The following is a 22,608-nucleotide window of genomic DNA, read 5'->3' on the forward strand; positions in this document are numbered from 1 at the left end:
AACATGGCAATATTGAATTGTAAAGTCTCACTTGTTGAGCCAATGACAGATACGGTTTATCGGGTAAGACTATTACCTGATGGCGAATTTGATTTTCAGGCTGGACAATATCTTTTAGCTGTTATGGATGAGCGTGATAAACGTCCTTTTTCTATTGCATCTATACCTGAAAATAAAGACTTTATTGAACTTCATATTGGTGCGTCTGAACTCAATCTTTATGCGATGGCAGTGCTTGATGTGATATTAGAAAAACAGCAACTTACCATTGATATTCCTCATGGGAATGCGTGGTTTCAAAAAGAGAGTCAACGTCCATTACTATTGATTGCTGGCGGTACAGGATTCTCTTATACCCATTCAATTTTATTAGCCGCGTTAGCTGAAAATCCTCAACGACCTATTACAATTTATTGGGGGGGAAGAGAAAGCGTTCATCTCTATGATCTCAATGAATTACAAGAATTATCAGAATTGCATTCATCGTTATCCGTTATTCCGGTTGTTGAGCAGCCTGATGAGACTTGGCGTGGCCGCAAAGGTACAGTATTAACGGCAATAAGCGAAGATTTTGGTGATTTATCAGAATATGATATTTACATCGCAGGGCGTTTTGAAATGGCGAAAATAGCCAGAGATCGCTTTTGTAATGAGCGTAATGCAGATAAAACCCGCTTATTTAGCGATGCCTTTGAATTTATCTGATAAAACAATAGCACCCCGTTATTTGTTATTATTTCTGTTTTTAAAACCATAAAAAAACCCGCCCCTGACGGCGGGAAAATGGTTTCTAACCATGCAATCGAAAAGAATACGTTCCTAACGATCAGAACGTGGATATACAGAATATCGTATTAAACACGTTCTATAATCGTTGCAATACCTTGCCCTAATCCAATACACATTGTGGCTAAGCCAAATTGTGCATCTTTACGCTCCATAATATTTAATAATGAAGTGGTTATTCGAGAGCCTGAACATCCTAAAGGATGCCCTAAGGCAATTGCTCCGCCATTTAAATTAATCTTGTCATCTATGCTATCGAGCAGATTCATTTTCTTCATACATGCTAATGACTGTGCGGCAAATGCTTCATTTAGCTCAAAAATATCAATATCATCTAATGTTAATCCTGCTTTTTTCAACGCGATTTCTGTTGCAGGAACAGGGCCATAACCCATAATTGCAGGATCACATCCTGTCACTGCCATAGAACGAATAATGGCACGAGGCTTTAAATTATGCTCTTTAGCATAACGTTCACTGGTGATAAACATGGCGGATGCACCATCAGAAACTGCGGATGAATTGCCTGCTGTAACAGAGCCCGTGGCAGGATCAAATACAGGTTTAAGCTGGGCTAATTCATCAAGGCTTGGGTTATAACGAATAACTTCATCATTTTTTACATTGATAAAATTACCCGTTACATCATGACCATTAATTGCAATTATCTCATTATCAAAATAGCCTTGTTGCGTTGCAAGAGCCGCTAAATGATGAGAACGGTAAGCGAATTTATCTTGTTCTTCGCGTGAAATTTGGAATGATTTAGCCAGCATCTCTGCTGTTAATCCCATTGAAAATGAGGCTTTAGCGACAGAAAGATTAAGTGATGGATTAAAATCTGCATTATAAGTCATCGGTACGTGACCCATATGTTCAACACCGCCAATTAATGCTACTTGACTATCACCCAGCATAATTTGGCGTGCGCCATCATGTAATGCTTGCATTGATGAACCACATAACCGATTAACTGTAACTGCCGGAACCTTGTGTGGAAGTTCAGCCAATAACGCCGCATTACGAGCAATATTAAAACCTTGTTCTAAAGTTTGTTGTACACAGCCCCAAATCACATCACCAATATCATTAGAATTAATATTCGGATTGCGTGTTAGTAGTGCTTGCATCAATTGTGCGGAGAGATTTTCCGCTCTGACATGGCGAAATGCGCCACCTTTTGAGCGTCCCATTGGAGTACGAATACCATCAATTATGACAACCTTTTCCATTTCATATCTCCTTAAGCGAGTTCTCTGATGTTAACATCTACTTTTGCGGGCTTTGGATAATAGGTTTCGTTGCGTTGCGCTTTCTGTTTTAAGCTTTCAGGAATTTGATAAAGAGATCCTAATGATGCGTATTGCTGTGCATCTGCAACAAATTGCGCTAATCCGATGGTATCAAGATAACGGAAGACACCTCCTCGGAAAGGAGGGAAGCCTAAGCCATAAACTAATGCAATATCAGCTTCTGCTGGTGAAGCAATAATACCTTCATCTAAACAACGGATAACTTCATTGATCATCGGGATCATCATGCGAGCGATAATTACATCTTGGCTAAACTCTTGTGTTTTGCCAGCATTTTGCTGAATAAGCGTTTGAATTTGACCATCAACAGATTTCTGCTTTTTACCCCGTTTATCAACTGTGTAATTATAGAAACCATGATTATTTTTCTGACCATATCGCTGTTGCTCATATAAAAGAGCAATAGCATCTCGTTCAATCGTACCCATTCTGTCAGGGAAACCCTGAGCCATTACGGCTTGAGCATGATTTGCCGTGTCAATGCCTACAACATCAAGTAGGTACGCTGGTCCCATAGGCCAGCCAAATACTTTTTCCATCACTTTATCTACAGCAAGAAAATCAGCACCATCTCTTAGTAATAGAGAGAACCCTGCAAAATAAGGGAAGAGGACACGGTTTACAAAGAAACCAGGGCAATCATTAACGATAATCGGTGTTTTACCCATTTTACTGGCGTAACTGACAATACGGTTAATCGTCTCTTCACTGGTTTTTTCACCTTTTATGATTTCAACTAGTGGCATTCGATGAACTGGGTTAAAGAAGTGCATCCCACAGAAATTCTCAGGGCGCTTTAAGGATTTTGCGAGCAGGGAAATTGGGATCGTAGAGGTATTTGACGCAAGTACCGCGTGATCAGTTAATAGTGCTTCTGTTTCTGCGAGTACAGTTGCTTTTACTTTGGGATTTTCAACAACGGCTTCAACCACAACATCCGCATCACTGACAGAGGCATAATTCAATGTAGGTTGAATAGAGGCGAGCGTTTTTGCCATATCTACGGCACTCATTCGACCTTTTTCTTGGCGTTTTTGTAATAGGCTTAACGCTTCATTCATACCAAGCTCAAGGGATTTTTGGTTAATATCTTTCATTACAACGGGAATACCTTTTAAGGCAGATTGATAGGATATTCCACCGCCCATTATCCCAGCGCCTAAGACCGCCGCTTGTTTAGGTAATTCAGCATGACGTTTTTTCGTGATATTTTTGACATACTGATCATTAAGGAAAATACCGACTAAGGCTTTTGCAACATCGGTACGTGTGAGCTTGACAAAATTTTCAGTTTCGATAGCCAGTGCTTCATCTCTATTTAGAAATGCCGCTTTTTCAATAGTTTTTACTGCGGTGATCGGTGCTGGATAGTGAGGACCTGCTACTTTCATCACCATACCTTTAGCCACACTGAAAGACATTTTATGTTCAAGCTCTGTCAGTCTTAATGGTGTTGTTTTTGGATGACGTGCAGCTTTCCAATCAATTTTGCCTTCAATTGCTTGCTCAATTAGCGAAATAGCACTTTCTTTTAAATTTTCTAGAGGGACAATTGCTTGGATTAATCCATTTTTAAGTGCAGTTTGGGCATCAACATCTTTACCAGCAGTAATAATTTCTAATGCGTTATCGACACCAATCAAACGAGGAAGGCGTACTGAACCGCCAAAGCCCGGCATGATCCCAAGCTTTGTTTCTGGTAAACCGATACGTAAATCAGGAGAAGAAATACGAAAATCAGTAGCAAGTACGCACTCGCAACCGCCGCCAAGGGCATAGCCATTGATAGCAGAAACGGTAGGAACAGGTAGGTCTTCAAGTCGACTAAAAATCTGATTAGAGAAGTGTAGCCACTGAGTTAATTCTTCTTCAGGGGCATCAAAAAGGGATAAAAACTCGGTAATATCAGCACCGACAATAAAAGCCGGTTTTTCGGAACGCAAGATAACACCTTTCAGGCCTGGTGTTGCTTCTAATACGGTTAAAGCTTCACTTAGCATTGCAACCGTTTTGGTATCTAATTTGTTAATAGAACCTTTGGCGTTAAAAATGAGTTCAACAATACCTTGTTTCACCCAATCGGCTTGAATATTTTCGCTTTGATAGAGCATTTGTATTCTCCCTAAATGTATAGACTGGTATGACCAGATAATAAGAGTGTGAATACTATGTTAAATAAATGCAAATATTTGATTAAAAAACTGCAAGGGTGATCACAGTGAAATTATTCAACTTATTGAATTCTATGTTGTTGCTCAGTTTGATAAAAAGAGGGGAGATAAATCGATAATAATCTATTTTTGTTATGGGGTTAGCCACTCAAAGAGTTGGCGTGTTAAGCTGAATCATTAACAATGAATAAGATAAGGTAATTAATAATGGAAAAATTGCTCTCTCTGTACCAAGAACATATCAAAACTCTACAAAATCGTACTCGTGATGCTTTATCCAGACACCATCTTGATTCGGTATTAATTCATTCTGGTGAACCTATCCGTGTTTTCCTTGATGACAGTGATTACCCTTTTAAAGTGAATGCTCATTTTAAAGCATGGGTGCCTGTAACAGATGTACCACATTGTTGGTTATTAGCGGATGGTGTTAATAAACCTAAATTATGGTTCTATTCCCCAGTTGACTATTGGCACAGTGTTGAAGCTTTACCAAGTAGCTATTGGACTCATGAAGTTGAGTTAATTCATCTTAAAAATGTTGATGATATTCAGAAAGAGCTAGCACCTTATATTAATAAAAATACCGCTTATATTGGTCCAAATATACAGCGAGCAGAATCATTAGGTGTGAGTATTGATAATATCAACAATCAATCTCTTCTTAATTATTATCATTATTACCGCGCCTATAAAACAGGTTATGAATTAGCTTGTATGCGTGAAGCACAAAAAATGGCCGTCAACGGACATATTGCCGCCCATGAAGCTTTCCAAGCTGGATTAAGTGAGTTTGATATTAATATGGCGTATTTAATGGCTACGGGTCATCGTGATACCGATGTTCCTTACGGCAATATTGTCGCATTAAATGAACACGCCGCTGTTTTGCACTACACCAAATTAGATCATGAATCACCAGATGAATATCGTAGTTTCCTTATTGATGCAGGTGCAGAGTATAATGGCTACGCAGCAGATATCACTCGTACTTATAGCGCAAAAGAAAATCATGAATTTACTTCATTAGTTAAAGATATGAATGATGCGCAACAAGCGCTGATTGCAACGATGAAAGCGGGGGTGCGTTATACTGAATACCATGTTCAAATGCATCGACGTATTGCTGGGCTACTTAATAAATACGGTATTGTTAAAGGTGTGAGTGAAGAAGAGATGGTGAGTGCTGGATTAACTACACCATTTTTACCTCATGGCTTAGGGCATGCTTTAGGTCTGCAAGTTCATGATGCAGCTGGATTTATGCAAGATGATAAAGGAACCCACTTAGCGGCTCCTGCAATGTATCCATTCTTACGTTGCACACGTATTGTTGAACCAGGCATGGTATTAACAATTGAACCTGGATTTTACTTTATCGACTCTCTGCTAGAGCCTTGGAAAGAAGGAAAATACAGTACTCATTTCAATTGGAAGCTTATTGAGCATTTCAAACCATTTGGTGGTATTCGTATTGAAGATAATATTATTATCCACGATAACAAAATTGAAAATATGACCAGAGATTTACACTTAGCCTGATGAAAGCGTATTTGATCCCCGCTGAAACCGTAGAATTCAGTGAAGAAATAAAGAAGAGTCGTTTTATTACATTTATTGCTCACACTGAAGGTATTGATGCAGCAAAAGCGTATATCCAGTCTATCAAAGAACAATTTCCTGATGCCCGGCACCACTGTTGGGCTTTTGTTGCAGGAAGACCCGATGACTCACAACAATTAGGTTTTTCTGATGATGGTGAGCCAACAGGTACTGCGGGAAAACCTATTCTTGCACCTCTTTTAGGGAGTGGAATGGGAGAAGTTACCGCAGTGGTTGTTCGGTATTTCGGTGGGATCAAATTAGGAACTGGTGGATTAGTTAGAGCTTATGGCAGTGGTGTTCAACAAGCATTAAAGCTTTTGCCAACAAAAACGAAAGTGCCACAGTTGCGTTTTAGTGTAGCGTGTGAATATTCACTGGTTTCATTACTTGAACAAGTTGTTGAACAATATCAGGGGCAAGTACTTTCAAGTGAATATACTGATAAAGTCACTTTTATACTTTCATTGCCTGCCGTGCATAGCGGTGAAGTTGAAGTTAAACTACGCGATATAAGTCGTGGCAGTATGCAATTAATCCCGTTAGATAAAAATGAATAATCTTTGCTACCAAGGAAATCGCTAAATGCATTTTCGTTCAATAACCCGTATTGTCGGACTGCTTGTTATCTTATTTTCTGTCACGATGATCATTCCCGGTATTGTCGCATTAATATATCGAGATGGTGCAGGGCGTGCATTTAGCCAAACATTTATTGTAGCCTTGATCATTGGGTTAATGCTGTGGATCCCCAATCGACATAAAAAAAGTGAGCTTAAGCCTAAAGAAGGCTTTCTTATTGTTGTCTTATTTTGGACGGTACTGGGTAGTGTAGGGGCATTGCCGTTTATCTTTTCTGAACAACCTCATCTTTCTATTACTGATGCCTTTTTTGAATCTTTCTCTGGACTGACTACAACAGGAGCCACAACGCTTGTAGGGCTAGATTCATTACCTAAAGCTATTTTGTTTTATCGCCAAATGCTCCAATGGTTAGGAGGAATGGGGATCATTGTATTAGCTGTCGCTATTCTCCCTCTTTTAGGTGTTGGGGGAATGCAGTTATATCGCGCAGAAATGCCGGGTCCATTGAAAGATAACAAAATGCGGCCTCGAATTGCAGAAACAGCGAAAGCACTTTGGCTTATCTATGTCTTATTAACGATCATTTGTGCCTTAGCATTATGGATTGCAGGCATGGATGTGTTTGATGCTATTTCTCATAGCTTTTCAACTATTGCAATTGGTGGGTTTTCTACTCACGATGCCAGTATTGGTTATTTTAATAGCCCAACCATTAACATCATTATTGGTGTATTTCTTCTGATCTCTGGTTGTAACTTTGGTTTGCACTTTGCCGTACTAACGGGAAGAAGTTTAAATATTTATTGGCGTGATCCTGAATTTCGTATGTTTATCTCAATTCAATTGGGATTAGTCATTATCTGTAGCGGTATTCTATGGCTTTATTCTGTATACGACACAGGATGGATAACCATAAACCAGGCTTTTTTCCAAGTTGTCTCTATGGCGACAACCGCGGGATTTGCCACGGATAGCTTTGCACAATGGCCTGCATTTTTGCCTCTTCTATTATTATGCTCGGCGTTTATTGGTGGCTGTGCAGGATCAACGGGGGGAGGATTGAAAGTCATTCGTATCTTGCTTTTATTCCTACAAGGGAATCGTGAATTAAAACGTCTTGTTCACCCAAATGCGGTTTATACCATCAAACTTGGTCACCGAGCATTACCCGAACGTATTATTGAAGCTGTGTGGGGATTTTTCTCCGCTTATGCGCTGGTCTTTATTATTAGCTTAATGTTGTTGATAGCGACAGGCGTTGATGAATTTTCTGCATTTTCTGCTATTGCCACTACATTAAATAATCTTGGTCCTGGATTAGGGATTGTCGCCGATAACTTCACGACAATGAATCCAGCTGCAAAATGGATATTGGTCGTGACAATGTTATTTGGGCGACTAGAAGTTTTCACATTATTGGTTTTATTTACCCCAACGTTTTGGCGTGATTAACCTAATACAAGGAGTAATGTATGAGCGCGCTATTGTTGTATTGTAGTACTGATGGTCAAACTAAAAAAATAATGACGCAAATTGCGAATGAATTAAGACAACACGGCCATGAATGTGATGTGAGAGATTTAACCTCTGTTCAGCAGAGTTTAAATTTATCTGCTTATAATAAAGTCTTAGTGGGCGCTTCGATTCGTTATGGTTACTTTAATAAAGCGCTCGATAAATTTATCGCTCGTCATCTTGCACAATTGAATAGTATGCCGTCCGCATTCTTTGGCGTTAATCTTACGGCAAGAAAAGCAGAAAAGAATACACCCGAGACGAATGCTTATATGCGTAAGTTTTTAGATAAGACCCCATGGAAACCAACGTTAACGGGTGTCTTTGCTGGCGCACTTTTTTATCCTCGTTATAAATGGATTGATAGAGTCATGATCCAGCTAATTATGAAGATGACTAAAGGTGAAACGGATCCTACAAAAGAAATTGAATATACGGATTGGAATAAAGTAAGCGAATTTGCGACGCATTTTGCTAAAATTGAGTGATATTTAATCTTTACTGTGGGGTTTTTATACGTCTTGTTGGAGTTTTGAACGAACAGTAAATTATTTTAAAAAACACTTGCGCTAATCCGAGATCTCCCTATAATGCGCATCCACTGACCGGCGATGAGCAAACAACAAGCCACGCAGGACGGTGAAGAGAAAAGAAAAAAGTTTGAAAAAACTCTTGACTCTTCAGAGGAATAACGTAATATACGCCTCCTCGCAACAGCGCAGAAGACCGGAAACGGCAGCGAATGTTGCACTGCTCTTTAACAAATTATCAGACAATCTGTGTGGGCACTCGCAGAGACGATATCTTCTAAAATATTAGATGTATCAAGTCTTGAAGAGTGAACAACAAAAGTAAATTCATTTATGAATAGCTAAGTTTTCGATTTCTTTGAGCATCAAACACTTTTAATTGAAGAGTTTGATCATGGCTCAGATTGAACGCTGGCGGCAGGCCTAACACATGCAAGTCGAGCGGTAACAGGAGAAAGCTTGCTTTCTTGCTGACGAGCGGCGGACGGGTGAGTAATGTATGGGGATCTGCCCGATAGAGGGGGATAACTACTGGAAACGGTAGCTAATACCGCATGACGTCTACGGACCAAAGCAGGGGCTCTTCGGACCTTGCGCTATCGGATGAACCCATATGGGATTAGCTAGTAGGTGAGGTAATGGCTCACCTAGGCGACGATCTCTAGCTGGTCTGAGAGGATGATCAGCCACACTGGGACTGAGACACGGCCCAGACTCCTACGGGAGGCAGCAGTGGGGAATATTGCACAATGGGCGCAAGCCTGATGCAGCCATGCCGCGTGTATGAAGAAGGCCTTAGGGTTGTAAAGTACTTTCAGCGGGGAGGAAGGTGATAAAGTTAATACCTTTATCAATTGACGTTACCCGCAGAAGAAGCACCGGCTAACTCCGTGCCAGCAGCCGCGGTAATACGGAGGGTGCAAGCGTTAATCGGAATTACTGGGCGTAAAGCGCACGCAGGCGGTCAATTAAGTCAGATGTGAAAGCCCCGAGCTTAACTTGGGAATTGCATCTGAAACTGGTTGGCTAGAGTCTTGTAGAGGGGGGTAGAATTCCACGTGTAGCGGTGAAATGCGTAGAGATGTGGAGGAATACCGGTGGCGAAGGCGGCCCCCTGGACAAAGACTGACGCTCAGGTGCGAAAGCGTGGGGAGCAAACAGGATTAGATACCCTGGTAGTCCACGCTGTAAACGATGTCGATTTAGAGGTTGTGGTCTTGAACCGTGGCTTCTGGAGCTAACGCGTTAAATCGACCGCCTGGGGAGTACGGCCGCAAGGTTAAAACTCAAATGAATTGACGGGGGCCCGCACAAGCGGTGGAGCATGTGGTTTAATTCGATGCAACGCGAAGAACCTTACCTACTCTTGACATCCAGCGAATCCTTTAGAGATAGAGGAGTGCCTTCGGGAACGCTGAGACAGGTGCTGCATGGCTGTCGTCAGCTCGTGTTGTGAAATGTTGGGTTAAGTCCCGCAACGAGCGCAACCCTTATCCTTTGTTGCCAGCGCGTGATGGCGGGAACTCAAAGGAGACTGCCGGTGATAAACCGGAGGAAGGTGGGGATGACGTCAAGTCATCATGGCCCTTACGAGTAGGGCTACACACGTGCTACAATGGCAGATACAAAGAGAAGCGACCTCGCGAGAGCAAGCGGAACTCATAAAGTCTGTCGTAGTCCGGATTGGAGTCTGCAACTCGACTCCATGAAGTCGGAATCGCTAGTAATCGTAGATCAGAATGCTACGGTGAATACGTTCCCGGGCCTTGTACACACCGCCCGTCACACCATGGGAGTGGGTTGCAAAAGAAGTAGGTAGCTTAACCTTCGGGAGGGCGCTTACCACTTTGTGATTCATGACTGGGGTGAAGTCGTAACAAGGTAACCGTAGGGGAACCTGCGGTTGGATCACCTCCTTACCTAAGAGATACGTGTTATGTGTAGTGCTCACACAGATTGTCTGATGAAGAACGAGCAAAAGCGCGTCTGCGAAGCTGACTGAAGTCCCCTTCGTCTAGAGGCCTAGGACACCGCCCTTTCACGGCGGTAACAGGGGTTCGAATCCCCTAGGGGACGCCAATTGCGCGGTATGAGTGAAAGGCGTACCACACTATAGTCTGATGAGAATCAGAGAATAGTTAAGATAATTCGCATGAGTTATTTTACCTATTATGCTCTTTAACAATCTGGAACAAGCTGAAAAATTGAAAACAAATCAATATATCACCGAGGTATATTGATGAGTCTCTCAAAATCTCAAACTTTGAATGTGTTTTTGACATCAAAGTGGGATGAGCGAGCAATTTACAGTTCGAGGCGGCCAGCGCGCAGCCAGCGCAACATACATAAGTATGTGAGCATGGCGAGCACTGCCCAACGACGAAATGTAATCTGCGCAGCCATCACCACCAAGATAGTCTTCAAAAAGACACCTTCGGGTTGTGAGGTTAAGCGAATAAGCGTACACGGTGGATGCCTAGGCAATCAGAGGCGATGAAGGACGTGCTAATCTGCGATAAGCGTCGGTAAGGTGATATGAACCGTTATACCCGACGATTTCCGAATGGGGAAACCCAATATCCAATGGATATTATCATTAACTGAATACATAGGTTAATGAAGCGAACCGGGAGAACTGAAACATCTCAGTACCCCGAGGAAAAGAAATCAACCGAGATTCCCCTAGTAGCGGCGAGCGAACGGGGAACAGCCCAGAGTCTTAATCAATAGCAGCATCAGGAGAACGGTCTGGAAAGTCCGGCAGTAAAGGGTGATAGCCCCGTATCTGAAGATGCTGTTATTGTGAACTCGACGAGTAGGGCGGGACACGTGTTATCCTGTCTGAATATGGGGGGACCATCCTCCAAGGCTAAATACTCCTGATTGACCGATAGTGAACCAGTACCGTGAGGGAAAGGCGAAAAGAACCCCGGCGAGGGGAGTGAAAAAGAACCTGAAACCGTGTACGTACAAGCAGTAGGAGCCTCTTCGTGAGGTGACTGCGTACCTTTTGTATAATGGGTCAGCGACTTATATTCTGTAGCAAGGTTAACCGAATAGGGGAGCCGTAGGGAAACCGAGTCTTAACTGGGCGAATGAGTTGCAGGGTATAGACCCGAAACCCGGTGATCTATCCATGGGCAGGTTGAAGGTTGGGTAACACTAACTGGAGGACCGAACCGACTAATGTTGAAAAATTAGCGGATGACTTGTGATGGGGGTGAAAGGCCAATCAAACCGGGAGATAGCTGGTTCTCCCCGAAAGCTATTTAGGTAGCGCCTCGTGAACTCATCTTCGGGGGTAGAGCACTGTTTCGACTAGGGGGTCATCCCGACTTACCAACTCGATGCAAACTGCGAATACCGAAGAATGTTATCACGGGAGACACACGGCGGGTGCTAACGTCCGTCGTGAAGAGGGAAACAACCCAGACCGCCAGCTAAGGTCCCAAAGTCATGGTTAAGTGGGAAACGAAGTGGGAAGGCTCAGACAGCCAGGATGTTGGCTTAGAAGCAGCCATCATTTAAAGAAAGCGTAATAGCTCACTGGTCGAGTCGGCCCGCGCGGAAGATGTAACGGGGCTAAACCATGCACCGAAGCTGCGGCAGCGACACTATGTGTTGTTGGGTAGGGGAGCGTTCTGTAAGCCTGCGAAGGTGTACTGTGAGGTATGCTGGAGGTATCAGAAGTGCGAATGCTGACATAAGTAACGATAATGCGGGTGAAAAACCCGCACGCCGGAAGACCAAGGGTTCCTGTCCAACGTTAATCGGGGCAGGGTGAGTCGACCCCTAAGGCGAGGCTGAAAAGCGTAGTCGATGGGAAACGGGTTAATATTCCCGTACTGGTGGTAACTGCGATGGGGGAACGGAGAAGGCTAGGTTGTCCGGGCGACGGTCGTCCCGGTTCAAGCATGTAGGCAGAGTGATTAGGCAAATCCGGTCACTTAATGCTGAGGTGTGATGACGAGCCACTAAGGTGGTGAAGCAATTGATGCCCTGCTTCCAGGAAAAGCCTCTAAGCTTCAGGTTACCAACAATCGTACCCCAAACCGACACAGGTGGTCAGGTAGAGAATACTCAGGCGCTTGAGAGAACTCGGGTGAAGGAACTAGGCAAAATGGTGCCGTAACTTCGGGAGAAGGCACGCTGGCGGTAAGTGAAGTCCCTTGCGGACGGAGCCGAAGCCAGTCGAAGATACCAGCTGGCTGCAACTGTTTTTATTAAAAACACAGCACTGTGCAAACACGAAAGTGGACGTATACGGTGTGACGCCTGCCCGGTGCTGGAAGGTTAATTGATGGGGTTATCCTTAGGGAGAAGCTCTTGATCGAAGCCCCAGTAAACGGCGGCCGTAACTATAACGGTCCTAAGGTAGCGAAATTCCTTGTCGGGTAAGTTCCGACCTGCACGAATGGCGTAATGATGGCCAGGCTGTCTCCACCCGAGACTCAGTGAAATTGAACTCGCTGTGAAGATGCAGTGTACCCGCGGCAAGACGGAAAGACCCCGTGAACCTTTACTATAGCTTGACACTGAACATTGAGCCTTGATGTGTAGGATAGGTGGGAGACTTAGAAGTGTGGACGCCAGTCTGCATGGAGTCAACCTTGAAATACCACCCTTTAACGTTTGATGTTCTAACCTAGGCCCATAATCTGGGTCGGGGACCGTGTCTGGTGGGTAGTTTGACTGGGGCGGTCTCCTCCTAAAGAGTAACGGAGGAGCACGAAGGTTGGCTAAGCATGGTCGGACATCATGCGGTTAGTGCAAAGGCATAAGCCAGCTTGACTGTGAGAGTGACGGCTCGAGCAGGTACGAAAGTAGGTCTTAGTGATCCGGTGGTTCTGAATGGAAGGGCCATCGCTCAACGGATAAAAGGTACTCCGGGGATAACAGGCTGATACCGCCCAAGAGTTCATATCGACGGCGGTGTTTGGCACCTCGATGTCGGCTCATCACATCCTGGGGCTGAAGTAGGTCCCAAGGGTATGGCTGTTCGCCATTTAAAGTGGTACGCGAGCTGGGTTTAGAACGTCGTGAGACAGTTCGGCCCCTATCTGCCGTGGGCGTTGGAAGATTGAGAGGGGTTGCTCCTAGTACGAGAGGGACCGGAGTGAACGCACCACTGGTGTTCGGGTTGTCATGCCAATGGCATTGCCCGGTAGCTAAGTGCGGAAGAGATAACCGCTGAAAGCATCTAAGCGGGAAACTTGCCTCGAGATGAGTCTTCCCTGTCACCTAGAGTGACCTAAAGGAACGTTTAAGACTAAGACGTTGATAGGCTGGGTGTGTAAGCGTAGCGATACGTTGAGCTAACCAGTACTAATGAACCGTGAGGCTTAACCTGACAACACCGAAGGTGTTTTGTCTGAGAGACGAACATCGATGAAGTAAGCTTGTTTAAGATTGAGATTACTGGTTACTGAGAAAGAAACAACAGTAACGGGTAATGATACCGAATTTGCTTGGCGGCCATAGCGCAGCGGACCCACCTGAATCCATGCCGAACTCAGAAGTGAAACGTTGTAGCGCCGATGGTAGTGTGGGGTCTCCCCATGTGAGAGTAGGGAACTGCCAGGCATTAAATAGGACGAGAAAGCCAACCCAATGGGTTGGCTTTTTTGCGTTTGGGGCTTTTAAAAGATCAAAAATGAGTGAATTTTAAATATTATTCTAAATTCTGAATATAAAAATGCCCTAAATTAGGGCATTTTTTATGATCTTTTAACAAAAGTTATGACGAGAAAATGCAGCGAGTACTGTTCTTTCTGAAATTTCTAAATAGTCTTCCATTGCTGTTGCGGCTTCTTGTGCTTTTCCATCCATCAACAGCATTAAAATCTGTTCATTTTTTTCAATATAAGGTGCGTGTAGTAATTGGGGATCATTGAGTAAGCCAAATGCTAAACGCAATTCAGCTAGAATAAGTTGGTATTGTTTAAACAATCTAGGGCTATCTGAAAGCTCAACAATCGCGGTATGAAAGTGCATATTGCAAGTTCCTACACCGCTCCAATCTTGTTGTTCTTGAAAAATTTTTGCTTGATTAACATTATCTTGCATTCTAACAATAGCGGGATGCATGGGATAAGAATGTCGTAGAGCATCACATTCAATTAATCGTCTTACACGATAAATATCCATGATGCTTGCCATATCTGGTACAGAAACAAAAACACCACGATTAGGTTTATAAGTCAAAAGCCCTTCTTGGGTAAGAACGCGGAAAACCTCTCTTAAAGTATTACGTGATATTTCTAGCGTTTCACTTAATGCAGTTTCTGACAATCTTTCGCCAGGAGGTAATTCTCCAATAGTGATTTTTTGTCGAATAATATTTGCGACTTTTTGAGAAAGAATTTGTGGAGATGTTTTTTTCTGCATTATCTTCTGCTATTAGCTTAATAGAAGCGTCTATTCTATCAGTGTGTTTTGTAATATATAACCTCTATTATGCCACTCTGTCGTACTTCTCACTGTATCGAATATAACTTTCTATTTATTTCCATCAAAAAAATTAATTTTTCCTTACGATATTTTAGTGATTAAACATATTTTTCCTTCTATATTAGCGCACTATTTTTGTGCATTTGATCTTTTTATGCCTCATTTAAGTGCATATTCATGACTAATTAACGAGTCATGATTGTCAATAAAATGTTAAAAATGCGATCTTGTTTGCACTTTTATCATCCCATATTTAAATCTATTTGCTTATTTATTCATCTATTATTATTAATTGTTCAACAATCTAATATCAGGTGATTAACAATTACGTATTCATGCTCAACAATGGCACGCTAATTGCCTTAGTAATAATAATTAAAATAATGATGATAAAGGGGGTAGCTCATGGCTACACAAGACACTGCAAATACAACATCAAATACGTTTATAAAAAATAGACGTTCTTCTCTGATAGCTGCCATTTTTTTAATGGCAACGTCAGCAATTGGGCCAGGTTTTATTACTCAAACTGCAACCTTTACTGCCACTATGGGAGCCGCATTTGCGTTTGGTATTTTGGCATCAATCATCATCGACTATGTTGTTCAGCAAAGTATCTGGCGAGTGATCACGGTTACCAATATGCGAGCTTCAGATATTGCTAACAAAGCAATACCTGGCAGTGGCTACTTACTTGCTGTATTAGTTATTTTTGGCGGCTTAGTATTTAACGTGGGTAACATTGCAGGTGCTGGCTTAGGGCTTAATGCAATGGTTGGTCTTGATCCTAAATGGGGCGGGATCTTAAGTGCTTTACTTGCGATCTATATTTTCTCATCACGCAAAGCCAGTAACTTTATTGATCGTATGATCATTGTTCTTGGTATCGTTATGATCTTACTGACGGTTTTTGTCATGATTGCGTCTAATCCTCCAGTAGGTGAAGCATTAAGACAAACTGTTTTACCTGATGCAATTAACTTCGCTACGATCACTACAATTGTTGGTGGAACCGTAGGCGGTTATATCTGTTATGCGGGTGCTCACCGTCTCCTTGATAAAGGAACAACGGGGATTGAGGACATTGATGCGGTATCAAGCGCTGCAACCAAGGGAATTTTAGTCGTTGGATTAATGCGCTATATCCTGTTCCTTGCCATTTTAGGTGTGGTTGCCAGTGGTGTAACATTAGATATTTCTAGCCATGCAGCAAATCCAGCTTCTCAAGCATTTCAACATGCAGCGGGTTTAACTGGATTACGCATCTTTGGTCTTATTTTATGGGCAGCTGCATTAACGAGTGTGATTGGTGCTGCTTATACCTCAATGTCATTTATTACTGTATTTAAAGAAGGTGTTACTGAGCGTCAACGTAATATCGCAACCATTATTTTCATCGCTATTTCACTCGCCATTTATATGGTAATGGGAACTGCACCGGCTGCATTATTAGTCTTTGCCGGTGGTTTTAATGGACTAATTTTACCTATTGGTATGACACTTTTCATTTTTGTTGCATGGCGCCGCCAAGATCTCATGAATGGTTATAAATATCCTGCATGGTTACTGTGGTCAGGTATTTTTGTCTGTGCGCTGACTTGGTATATGGGCATTATGTCTGTGGGTGCTATTTTCAACTACCTCAACATTGCTTAAGAGAATAATAACGATGATAAAAGCAGTCGATTTAAACAGTGATTTAGGTGAAAGCTTCGGTCAATGGACAATGGGCAATGATGATGCAGTGCTTGAAATTGTCAGTAGTGCAAATATTGCTTGTGGCTTTCATGCAGGTTCACCAGATGGAATTTTAAAAACATTAAAAGCAGCGAAACAACACAATGTCGCGATAGGGGCACACGTCGCTTATCCTGATTTAGTGGGTTTTGGTCGCCGTAATATGGATATCGCCAGTGATGAATTAACCGCAGATGTGATTTATCAAATAGGTGCATTACAAGGATTAGCTAAAGCGGTTGGAATGTGTGTGACTTATGTTAAGCCTCATGGCGCGCTTTATAACACTATTGCTCATGATAAACGTCAAGCACTTGCTGTTATTGATGCGATCCTCTCCATCGATCCACAACTTATATTAGTTGCTTTAGCCGGATCACCCCTTATTGAACTTGCAAAGGAAAAAGGGCTTCGAGTGATTGCTGAAGCCTTTGCAGATAGAGCTTATCATTCTGATGGCACATTAGTTTCTCGCAAAAAAGAGGGTGCCGTTTTACATGATCCCAAACTTGTTGCACAACGCATGTTACGCCTTGTGCAAGAAGGTGGAATTGAATCTATAGAAGGTATTTTTACCACGATACAGGCTGATTCTATTTGTGTTCATGGTGATAGCCCAGATGCTGTAGCTCTTGCCAAAAGTGTAAAAGAAATTTTAATTAATCATGGTGTTAGCATTAAGCCTTTTGCCCCTTCTTCACTGAACAATGAGGTGTAAAAATGACTTATTTAATGAAGGCAACACCTGAGGCAATCACAAAAGCACAAGAAGCTCGACTTGCTATTCGCAATGGTTTGGATATTCCAACAGCGGGTATGGCTAAAGGAATGACACAAGCTAATATGATTAGTTTGCCGCGTGATTGGGCATTTGATTTTCTGCTTTATGCTCAACGTAATCCGAAAAGTTGCCCTATTTTAGATGTGTGTGAATCAGGAAGTTATCGCACTGTTTTAGCAAAAGGCGCTGATCTACGCACTGATATTCCCCGTTACTGTGTTTGGGAAGATGGCAAATTAGTTGATGAAATTACGGATGCCACTGAGATTTGGGCACAGCATCCGGATCTAGTCACTTTCCTTATTGGCTGTAGTTTCACATTTGAAACGCCAATGTTAGAAGCGGGCATTGAAATCCGCCATATCACAGATAACAGCAATGTTCCGATGTATAAAACGAATCGCTTATGTCGCCCTGCTGGGCGATTAGAAGGCGAGTTAGTGGTTTCGATGCGTCCTATTCCTGCTGACCGAGTTGCTGATGCAGTAATGATCAGTGGTCGTTTCCCTTCTGTACATGGCGCTCCCGTACATATTGGCTCGCCTGATGCGCTGGGTATTAAAGATATTATGTCGCCAGATTTTGGCTCCTCAGTGAGAATTGAAGAAGGCGAGATCCCCGTATTTTGGGCTTGTGGTGTAACTCCACAAGCGGCAGTGATGCGTTCAGGTGTTCCTTTTGCAATCAGCCATGCTCCGGGGCATATGTTTATTACCGATGTGCCTGATGCTGCTTATCACGTATAAGGGAGGAAGATACTTTGCGCTTTTTACCCGTTAACTTATCTCATGTACTTGTCGAGCTATCCTCTTTAAAAGAGACGCTTGCATTGTATGAATCCATTAAACAAGCGAATATTGCTGCTATTCAAGATATTGTTCCCGCAGCGAAAACACTCTTAATTCACTATACGCCGTGGCTAATCACGGCTGAAGAACTTGTGTGTCAGATCCGACAATTAGAAGTTAAAGCGATATCAGCTCGTCAAACACAATCATTAACGATCCCTGTCCATTATCAAGGTGAAGATCTTAATGAGGTCGCTGAATTATTAGGGATCGCTACCAATGAGGTGATCCGCAGGCACACAGAACAAACCTATCAAGTAGCATTCACTGGTTTTGCCCCAGGTTTTGCTTATTTGATTGCCGATGAAACGCAGCTCTATGTGCCTCGCCGTAAAACACCTCGCACACGAATTCCTGCTGGATCTGTCGGATTAGCTGGTGAGTTTAGTGGTGTTTATCCACAACAAAGCCCAGGTGGTTGGCAATTAATTGGCACCACAGAAATAAAAATGTGGGATCTTTCTCGTGAACAACCTGCCTTTTTATTACCAGGTAATGAAGTGCATTTTGTTGATGTCCAAAAATCCCCAATAACAGTTTCATTACCTGAGAAAAAATCAGCAGTAGCTTCCCAGCTCTCGTTAAATGATAAAGGGTTATATGTCATTTCAGCAGGGCTACAAACTTTATTTCAAGATGAAGGGCGTATTGGCGCGGCATCAATGGGGGTTTCAGCGTCTGGCGCGCTCGATAAGCCAGCTTTACATGCAGCTAATCGTCTAGTGGGTAATCCTATCTCATTTGTGGCGCTTGAAATAACGCAAGGTGGATTAACGCTTAAAGCACGACAAGACTGTGTGATTGCATTAACCGGTGCAGATTGTTCTATTTTATTAAAACATGAATCGGGTGAGGGCGAATATTTATCAGGTTATCAGCCTATAGATGTTCGCTGTGGCGATGAAATTATTTTAGGTATGCCAAAAGCGGGTGTACGTAGTTATCTAGCTGTTAGAGGTGGTTTTGAATTACCAGCGGTTTTAGGCAGCCATGCGTTTGATACTTTAGCGCAAATTGGTCCTAATGCTTTACAAGAAGGTGACGTACTTCATCTTAATCACGAAAGTACGCTAAATGGGATTATTGCTGAGGAACAACCTACATCAACACTGCCAAAACAAGGCGATATCGTTACGCTGGATGTTGTTCTAGGCCCTCGTACAGACTGGTTTACAACGGATGCGATAAAGACGTTAACGTCTCAATTATGGCAAGTGACACCACAGTCTAATCGTATTGGGTTACGTCTGTTGGGCGAAATACCTCTGGCACGAGAGCAACAACAAGAGCTATCGAGCGAAGGCACTTGCATTGGTGCAATTCAAGTTCCGATTAATGGGCAACCTGTTTTGTTCCTTAACGATCACCCTTTAACAGGAGGATACCCTGTTATCGGTGCTGTTGCTGAATACCACTTACCACTCGCAGGGCAGATCCCTGTTAACGCTAAAATTCGTTTTAATCCAATTACCGAATTTCAAGAATATTGATAGGAGAATGCCACTCATGACAACAATTAACCAAAAACAACGAGTGAAGCATAGAGTACTGATTGCCAACAGAGGCGAAATCGCTGTTCGTATTATTCGAGCTTGTCAGGACTATGGCGCGACATCCATCGCTATTTATGCCAATGATGATATTGATGCATTGCATGTTCGCCTTGCTGATGAAGCTTATGGGCTCAATGGTAATTTGCCGAAAGAGAGCTATCTAGATATTAATAAAATTATTGAGATTGCCCATAAAGCTAATGCCACGATGATCCATCCCGGTTACGGTTTTCTTTCTGAACGAGCTGATTTTGCAAAAGCGGTACAAGACGCGGGATTTATTTGGATCGGCCCTAACCCAGAAACGATAGAAGTGCTTGGCGACAAAGTGAAAGCTCGCAAAATTGCACAATCTGTTGGTGCTCCTCTTGTAAATGGTACGGCTGATCCCGTTAATGATGCCAAAGAGGTTCTAGATTTTGCTAAACAATATGGTCTACCTGTTGCCATTAAAGCCGCTTTTGGTGGTGGTGGACGGGGTTTAAAGATCGCCCATAAAATGGACGAAATTGAAGAGCTGTATCATTCAGCAGTACGAGAAGCTGTAACAGCTTTTGGACGTGGTGAATGTTATGTCGAACAATTCTTAGATAAACCTCGCCATATCGAAGCGCAAATTATTGCCGATAAACTGGGTAACGTTGTGGTTGTAGGAACGCGAGACTGTTCATTACAACGTCGTAATCAGAAGTTAATTGAAGAAGCACCAGCACCTTATTTAACAGATGAACAACGTGAACGTATTCATCAGTCAGCTAAAGATATTTGTGCTAAAGCGGGCTATGTAGGTGCGGGTACGGTCGAGTTTTTATTAAGTGCCAACGGTACTATCTCCTTTCTTGAAGTGAATACACGTTTACAAGTAGAGCACCCAGTTACCGAAGAAACGGCGGGTATTGATTTAGTGATAGAGCAGTTACGTATTGCGGAAGGTTTACCACTCAGTATTGATAAAACCCCTGTTCCGCGCGGTCACTCTTTTGAATTTAGGATCAACGCAGAAGATCCCGCCAAAGGCTTTTTGCCAACACCGGGTTTAATTACGCATTTCTCTCAGCCTTCAGGTCCAGGTGTGCGTGTAGATAGTGGTGTTGCTGAAAATAATCATGTTTCACGTCAATTTGATTCCATGATGGCGAAATTAATCGTCACTGGAGCAACGCGTGAACAAGCTATTTCTCGTGCTCGTCGAGCATTAGCTGAATTTAAAATTGAAGGCGTGGCAAGTGTATTGCCTTTCCATTGTGAAATGATGGATCATACTGATTTTACTGAAAACTTTAAAGTGCATACCCGTTGGATTGAAACTGATTTTCAGGCAAAAAATACCCATTTCCCTCGTAGCACACAGGTAAAAAATGAAGAGCTAGTACGTACTTTTATTGAAATTGATGGTCGTCGTCACGAATTAGCTTTACCTGCTCAATTACTTTCTCTCTCTGCGGTAATACCGACAGCAATCGGTGCGAGCTATGAGAAAGAAGAGAATGAAAAAGCCGTCACTGCACCTATTTCGGGCGTATTGCATAGCTGGATTTTATCTGATGGTGACAAAGTTAAAGAAGGCGATGTCATTGCTATTATGGAAGCGATGAAAATGGAAGTTCAAGTTGTGGCTTCTCGTAATGGTGTGTTACTGCAAAAGGCGAAAACAGGTGATTATTTTTCAGCAGAAACCATTTTGGCTGAAATTAACTAACTGATTAATCAATAAAATATCTTTTTTCAAAGTTGGCTCTTTAATATGAATAAAGCTCATATTAAGGAGCTTTTTTATAACAATGAAATTTATATTCCTATTTGTTATATCTAATTCCTTTTGGTTATAAGTTATTTTGCCTATAATCGAAGCTTGTGAAATTTTGAGCAAAAAGGAAATAAGATGTTGCTTGTAACACAACTGCTTATTGGCGCTACGATAGGGTTAGTTATTACAACAACGGGTGTTGGCGGTGGTGTTATTTTATTGCCAGTTCTTATTTATCTTTTTGGTATGAATGCACTAGCGGCAGTTGCGACAGCAAATTTACTTTCTATGCTAATGAAACTCTCATCTTCTTATATCCATTTTCGTTTAGGCAATATTCCATTAAAACCTGCACTATTGATTTTGGGGATCATGTTTCCTGCGACATTTTTAGCGAGTTATGGCGTGACATGGTTGGGATCACAACCTCAATATTATGCTCGTGTTGAATCTGCAATTAATATCTTAATGATTGTGGCTATTGTATTTTCGCTGATCTTATTTTTACAGCGAATGATAAGAAAATCATCACTTTCAGCTCCTTTGAGCCCTTTATCGGCACCTTCTTCTGTTACTTTTTCTTCCTTATTTGTGCCGGGAGTAAGTGCTGGGTTTGTACTTGGTGCAACTGGCGTAGGAGGGGGATTAGTGGTGTTGCCTGTGTTAATGCGTTTTGCACAAATGGAGATTAAAGAGGCAATCGGCACTTCTATTTTTATTACCACTATCCTTTCTGGTGGATCAGCTATCGCTTATAGTGCTGGTGGTTATACCGATGTTCACACGGCACTTATTCTTTGCTTAGGCTCATTACTCTCTATTCCATTAGCACGCTATTTACTGGTGTATTTATCAGAGCGTTTTTTCCAATATTTAACACTGTCTTTTATTCTGATCAGCATCATTATGATGAGTTGGAAATTAATAAATTAACTTAATGTAATATCGAGTGAGTCAATCTTTCTCTTATTACCTTTAGTTAGACTAAAC

The 22,608-nt window shown here is 42.3% G+C and carries 14 protein-coding genes, 1 tRNA gene and 3 rRNA genes; 15 read left to right on the forward strand and 3 right to left on the reverse strand.

All coding sequences use genetic code 11. From position 1 onward, the window contains the following. Nucleotides 1–3 precede the first annotated feature (3 nt). The gene (fre, locus tag ACWPWK_RS12190; RefSeq protein WP_109372596.1) at nucleotides 4–705 is read left to right on the forward strand and encodes an NAD(P)H-flavin reductase; all 702 of its coding nucleotides are present in this window, start codon (nucleotides 4–6) and stop codon (nucleotides 703–705) included. 149 nt (nucleotides 706–854) lie between these two features. On the opposite strand, the gene fadA is transcribed toward fre, so the two are convergent. Next, complete coding sequence (fadA, locus tag ACWPWK_RS12195) at nucleotides 855–2,018, reverse strand: acetyl-CoA C-acyltransferase FadA (protein ID WP_109372595.1); 1,164 nt, start codon at nucleotides 2,016–2,018, stop codon at nucleotides 855–857. 11 nt (nucleotides 2,019–2,029) lie between these two features. Then, the gene (fadB, locus tag ACWPWK_RS12200; protein WP_109372594.1) at nucleotides 2,030–4,210 is read right to left on the reverse strand and encodes a fatty acid oxidation complex subunit alpha FadB; all 2,181 of its coding nucleotides are present in this window, start codon (nucleotides 4,208–4,210) and stop codon (nucleotides 2,030–2,032) included. A 267-nt stretch (nucleotides 4,211–4,477) separates the two neighbouring features. Between fadB and pepQ the strand changes: the two genes are divergently transcribed. The 8 genes from pepQ (at nucleotide 4,478) to rrf (ending at nucleotide 14,085) form a co-directional block, all read left to right on the forward strand. Next, complete coding sequence (gene pepQ, locus ACWPWK_RS12205; protein ID WP_109372593.1) at nucleotides 4,478–5,812, forward strand: Xaa-Pro dipeptidase; 1,335 nt, start codon at nucleotides 4,478–4,480, stop codon at nucleotides 5,810–5,812. Then, nucleotides 5,812–6,432, forward strand: coding sequence for an IMPACT family protein (locus tag ACWPWK_RS12210; protein WP_100158033.1), 621 nt, complete (start codon nucleotides 5,812–5,814; stop codon nucleotides 6,430–6,432). Before pepQ ends, ACWPWK_RS12210 begins: the two co-directional genes overlap by 1 nt. Before the next feature lie 25 nt (nucleotides 6,433–6,457). Beyond that, nucleotides 6,458–7,909 carry a Trk system potassium transporter TrkH gene (gene trkH, locus ACWPWK_RS12215; RefSeq protein WP_036914641.1) on the forward strand — a complete coding sequence of 484 codons (1,452 nt, stop codon included), beginning with the start codon at nucleotides 6,458–6,460 and terminating at the stop codon, nucleotides 7,907–7,909. A gap of 20 nt (nucleotides 7,910–7,929) precedes the next feature. Next, nucleotides 7,930–8,460, forward strand: a complete 531-nt coding sequence (gene hemG, locus ACWPWK_RS12220; protein ID WP_109372592.1) for a menaquinone-dependent protoporphyrinogen IX dehydrogenase — start codon at nucleotides 7,930–7,932, stop codon at nucleotides 8,458–8,460. A 418-nt stretch (nucleotides 8,461–8,878) separates the two neighbouring features. Then, a 16S ribosomal RNA gene (locus ACWPWK_RS12225) occupies nucleotides 8,879–10,421 on the forward strand. Nucleotides 10,422–10,505: 84 nt separating this feature from the next. Next, nucleotides 10,506–10,581: transfer RNA gene (locus ACWPWK_RS12230), tRNA-Glu, on the forward strand. Between the two features lie 366 nt (nucleotides 10,582–10,947). Further along, nucleotides 10,948–13,852: ribosomal RNA gene (locus ACWPWK_RS12235) — 23S ribosomal RNA — on the forward strand. A 117-nt stretch (nucleotides 13,853–13,969) separates the two neighbouring features. Next, a 5S ribosomal RNA gene (rrf, locus tag ACWPWK_RS12240) occupies nucleotides 13,970–14,085 on the forward strand. Together the 16S, 23S and 5S rRNA genes with 1 tRNA gene alongside form the textbook arrangement of a ribosomal RNA operon. Before the next feature lie 144 nt (nucleotides 14,086–14,229). Here the strand turns inward: rrf and ACWPWK_RS12245 are convergent. Further along, nucleotides 14,230–14,889 (reverse strand): GntR family transcriptional regulator, encoded by a 660-nt coding sequence (locus ACWPWK_RS12245; protein WP_109374285.1) that lies wholly within the window; start codon nucleotides 14,887–14,889, stop codon nucleotides 14,230–14,232. Nucleotides 14,890–15,357: 468 nt separating this feature from the next. On the opposite strand from ACWPWK_RS12245, the gene ACWPWK_RS12250 reads away from it, so the two are divergent. From ACWPWK_RS12250 to ACWPWK_RS12275, 6 genes are all read left to right on the forward strand, one after another. Further along, a complete protein-coding gene (locus ACWPWK_RS12250; RefSeq protein ID WP_109374286.1) occupies nucleotides 15,358–16,608 on the forward strand; it encodes an NRAMP family divalent metal transporter in 1,251 nt (416 codons plus the stop codon). Nucleotides 16,609–16,621: 13 nt separating this feature from the next. Further along, nucleotides 16,622–17,407, forward strand: coding sequence for a LamB/YcsF family protein (locus ACWPWK_RS12255; protein WP_109374287.1), 786 nt, complete (start codon nucleotides 16,622–16,624; stop codon nucleotides 17,405–17,407). 2 nt (nucleotides 17,408–17,409) lie between these two features. Continuing rightward, nucleotides 17,410–18,216 carry a putative hydro-lyase gene (locus ACWPWK_RS12260; RefSeq protein WP_109374288.1) on the forward strand — a complete coding sequence of 269 codons (807 nt, stop codon included), beginning with the start codon at nucleotides 17,410–17,412 and terminating at the stop codon, nucleotides 18,214–18,216. Nucleotides 18,217–18,230: 14 nt separating this feature from the next. Continuing rightward, nucleotides 18,231–19,808 carry a 5-oxoprolinase subunit B/C family protein gene (locus tag ACWPWK_RS12265; protein ID WP_109374289.1) on the forward strand — a complete coding sequence of 526 codons (1,578 nt, stop codon included), beginning with the start codon at nucleotides 18,231–18,233 and terminating at the stop codon, nucleotides 19,806–19,808. Between the two features lie 16 nt (nucleotides 19,809–19,824). Further along, complete coding sequence (locus tag ACWPWK_RS12270; protein WP_109374290.1) at nucleotides 19,825–21,570, forward strand: acetyl/propionyl/methylcrotonyl-CoA carboxylase subunit alpha; 1,746 nt, start codon at nucleotides 19,825–19,827, stop codon at nucleotides 21,568–21,570. A gap of 183 nt (nucleotides 21,571–21,753) precedes the next feature. Further along, on the forward strand, nucleotides 21,754–22,551 hold the full coding sequence (locus tag ACWPWK_RS12275) for a sulfite exporter TauE/SafE family protein (protein ID WP_109374291.1): 798 nt from the start codon (nucleotides 21,754–21,756) through the stop codon (nucleotides 22,549–22,551). The last annotated feature ends 57 nt before the right edge of the window (nucleotides 22,552–22,608 follow it).

It is taken from the genome of Proteus sp. Marseille-Q3619 (assembly GCF_965283115.1).

Coding starts and splice junctions, on each gene's coding strand:
- fre (WP_109372596.1), top strand. CDS start 4: ATGGCAATATTGAATTGTAAAGTCTCACTTGTTGAGCCAATGACAGAT.
- fadA (WP_109372595.1), bottom strand. CDS start 2,018: ATGGAAAAGGTTGTCATAATTGATGGTATTCGTACTCCAATGGGACGC.
- fadB (WP_109372594.1), bottom strand. CDS start 4,210: ATGCTCTATCAAAGCGAAAATATTCAAGCCGATTGGGTGAAACAAGGT.
- pepQ (WP_109372593.1), top strand. CDS start 4,478: ATGGAAAAATTGCTCTCTCTGTACCAAGAACATATCAAAACTCTACAA.
- ACWPWK_RS12210 (WP_100158033.1), top strand. CDS start 5,812: ATGAAAGCGTATTTGATCCCCGCTGAAACCGTAGAATTCAGTGAAGAA.
- trkH (WP_036914641.1), top strand. CDS start 6,458: ATGCATTTTCGTTCAATAACCCGTATTGTCGGACTGCTTGTTATCTTA.
- hemG (WP_109372592.1), top strand. CDS start 7,930: ATGAGCGCGCTATTGTTGTATTGTAGTACTGATGGTCAAACTAAAAAA.
- ACWPWK_RS12245 (WP_109374285.1), bottom strand. CDS start 14,889: ATGCAGAAAAAAACATCTCCACAAATTCTTTCTCAAAAAGTCGCAAAT.
- ACWPWK_RS12250 (WP_109374286.1), top strand. CDS start 15,358: ATGGCTACACAAGACACTGCAAATACAACATCAAATACGTTTATAAAA.
- ACWPWK_RS12255 (WP_109374287.1), top strand. CDS start 16,622: ATGATAAAAGCAGTCGATTTAAACAGTGATTTAGGTGAAAGCTTCGGT.
- ACWPWK_RS12260 (WP_109374288.1), top strand. CDS start 17,410: ATGACTTATTTAATGAAGGCAACACCTGAGGCAATCACAAAAGCACAA.
- ACWPWK_RS12270 (WP_109374290.1), top strand. CDS start 19,825: ATGACAACAATTAACCAAAAACAACGAGTGAAGCATAGAGTACTGATT.
- ACWPWK_RS12275 (WP_109374291.1), top strand. CDS start 21,754: ATGTTGCTTGTAACACAACTGCTTATTGGCGCTACGATAGGGTTAGTT.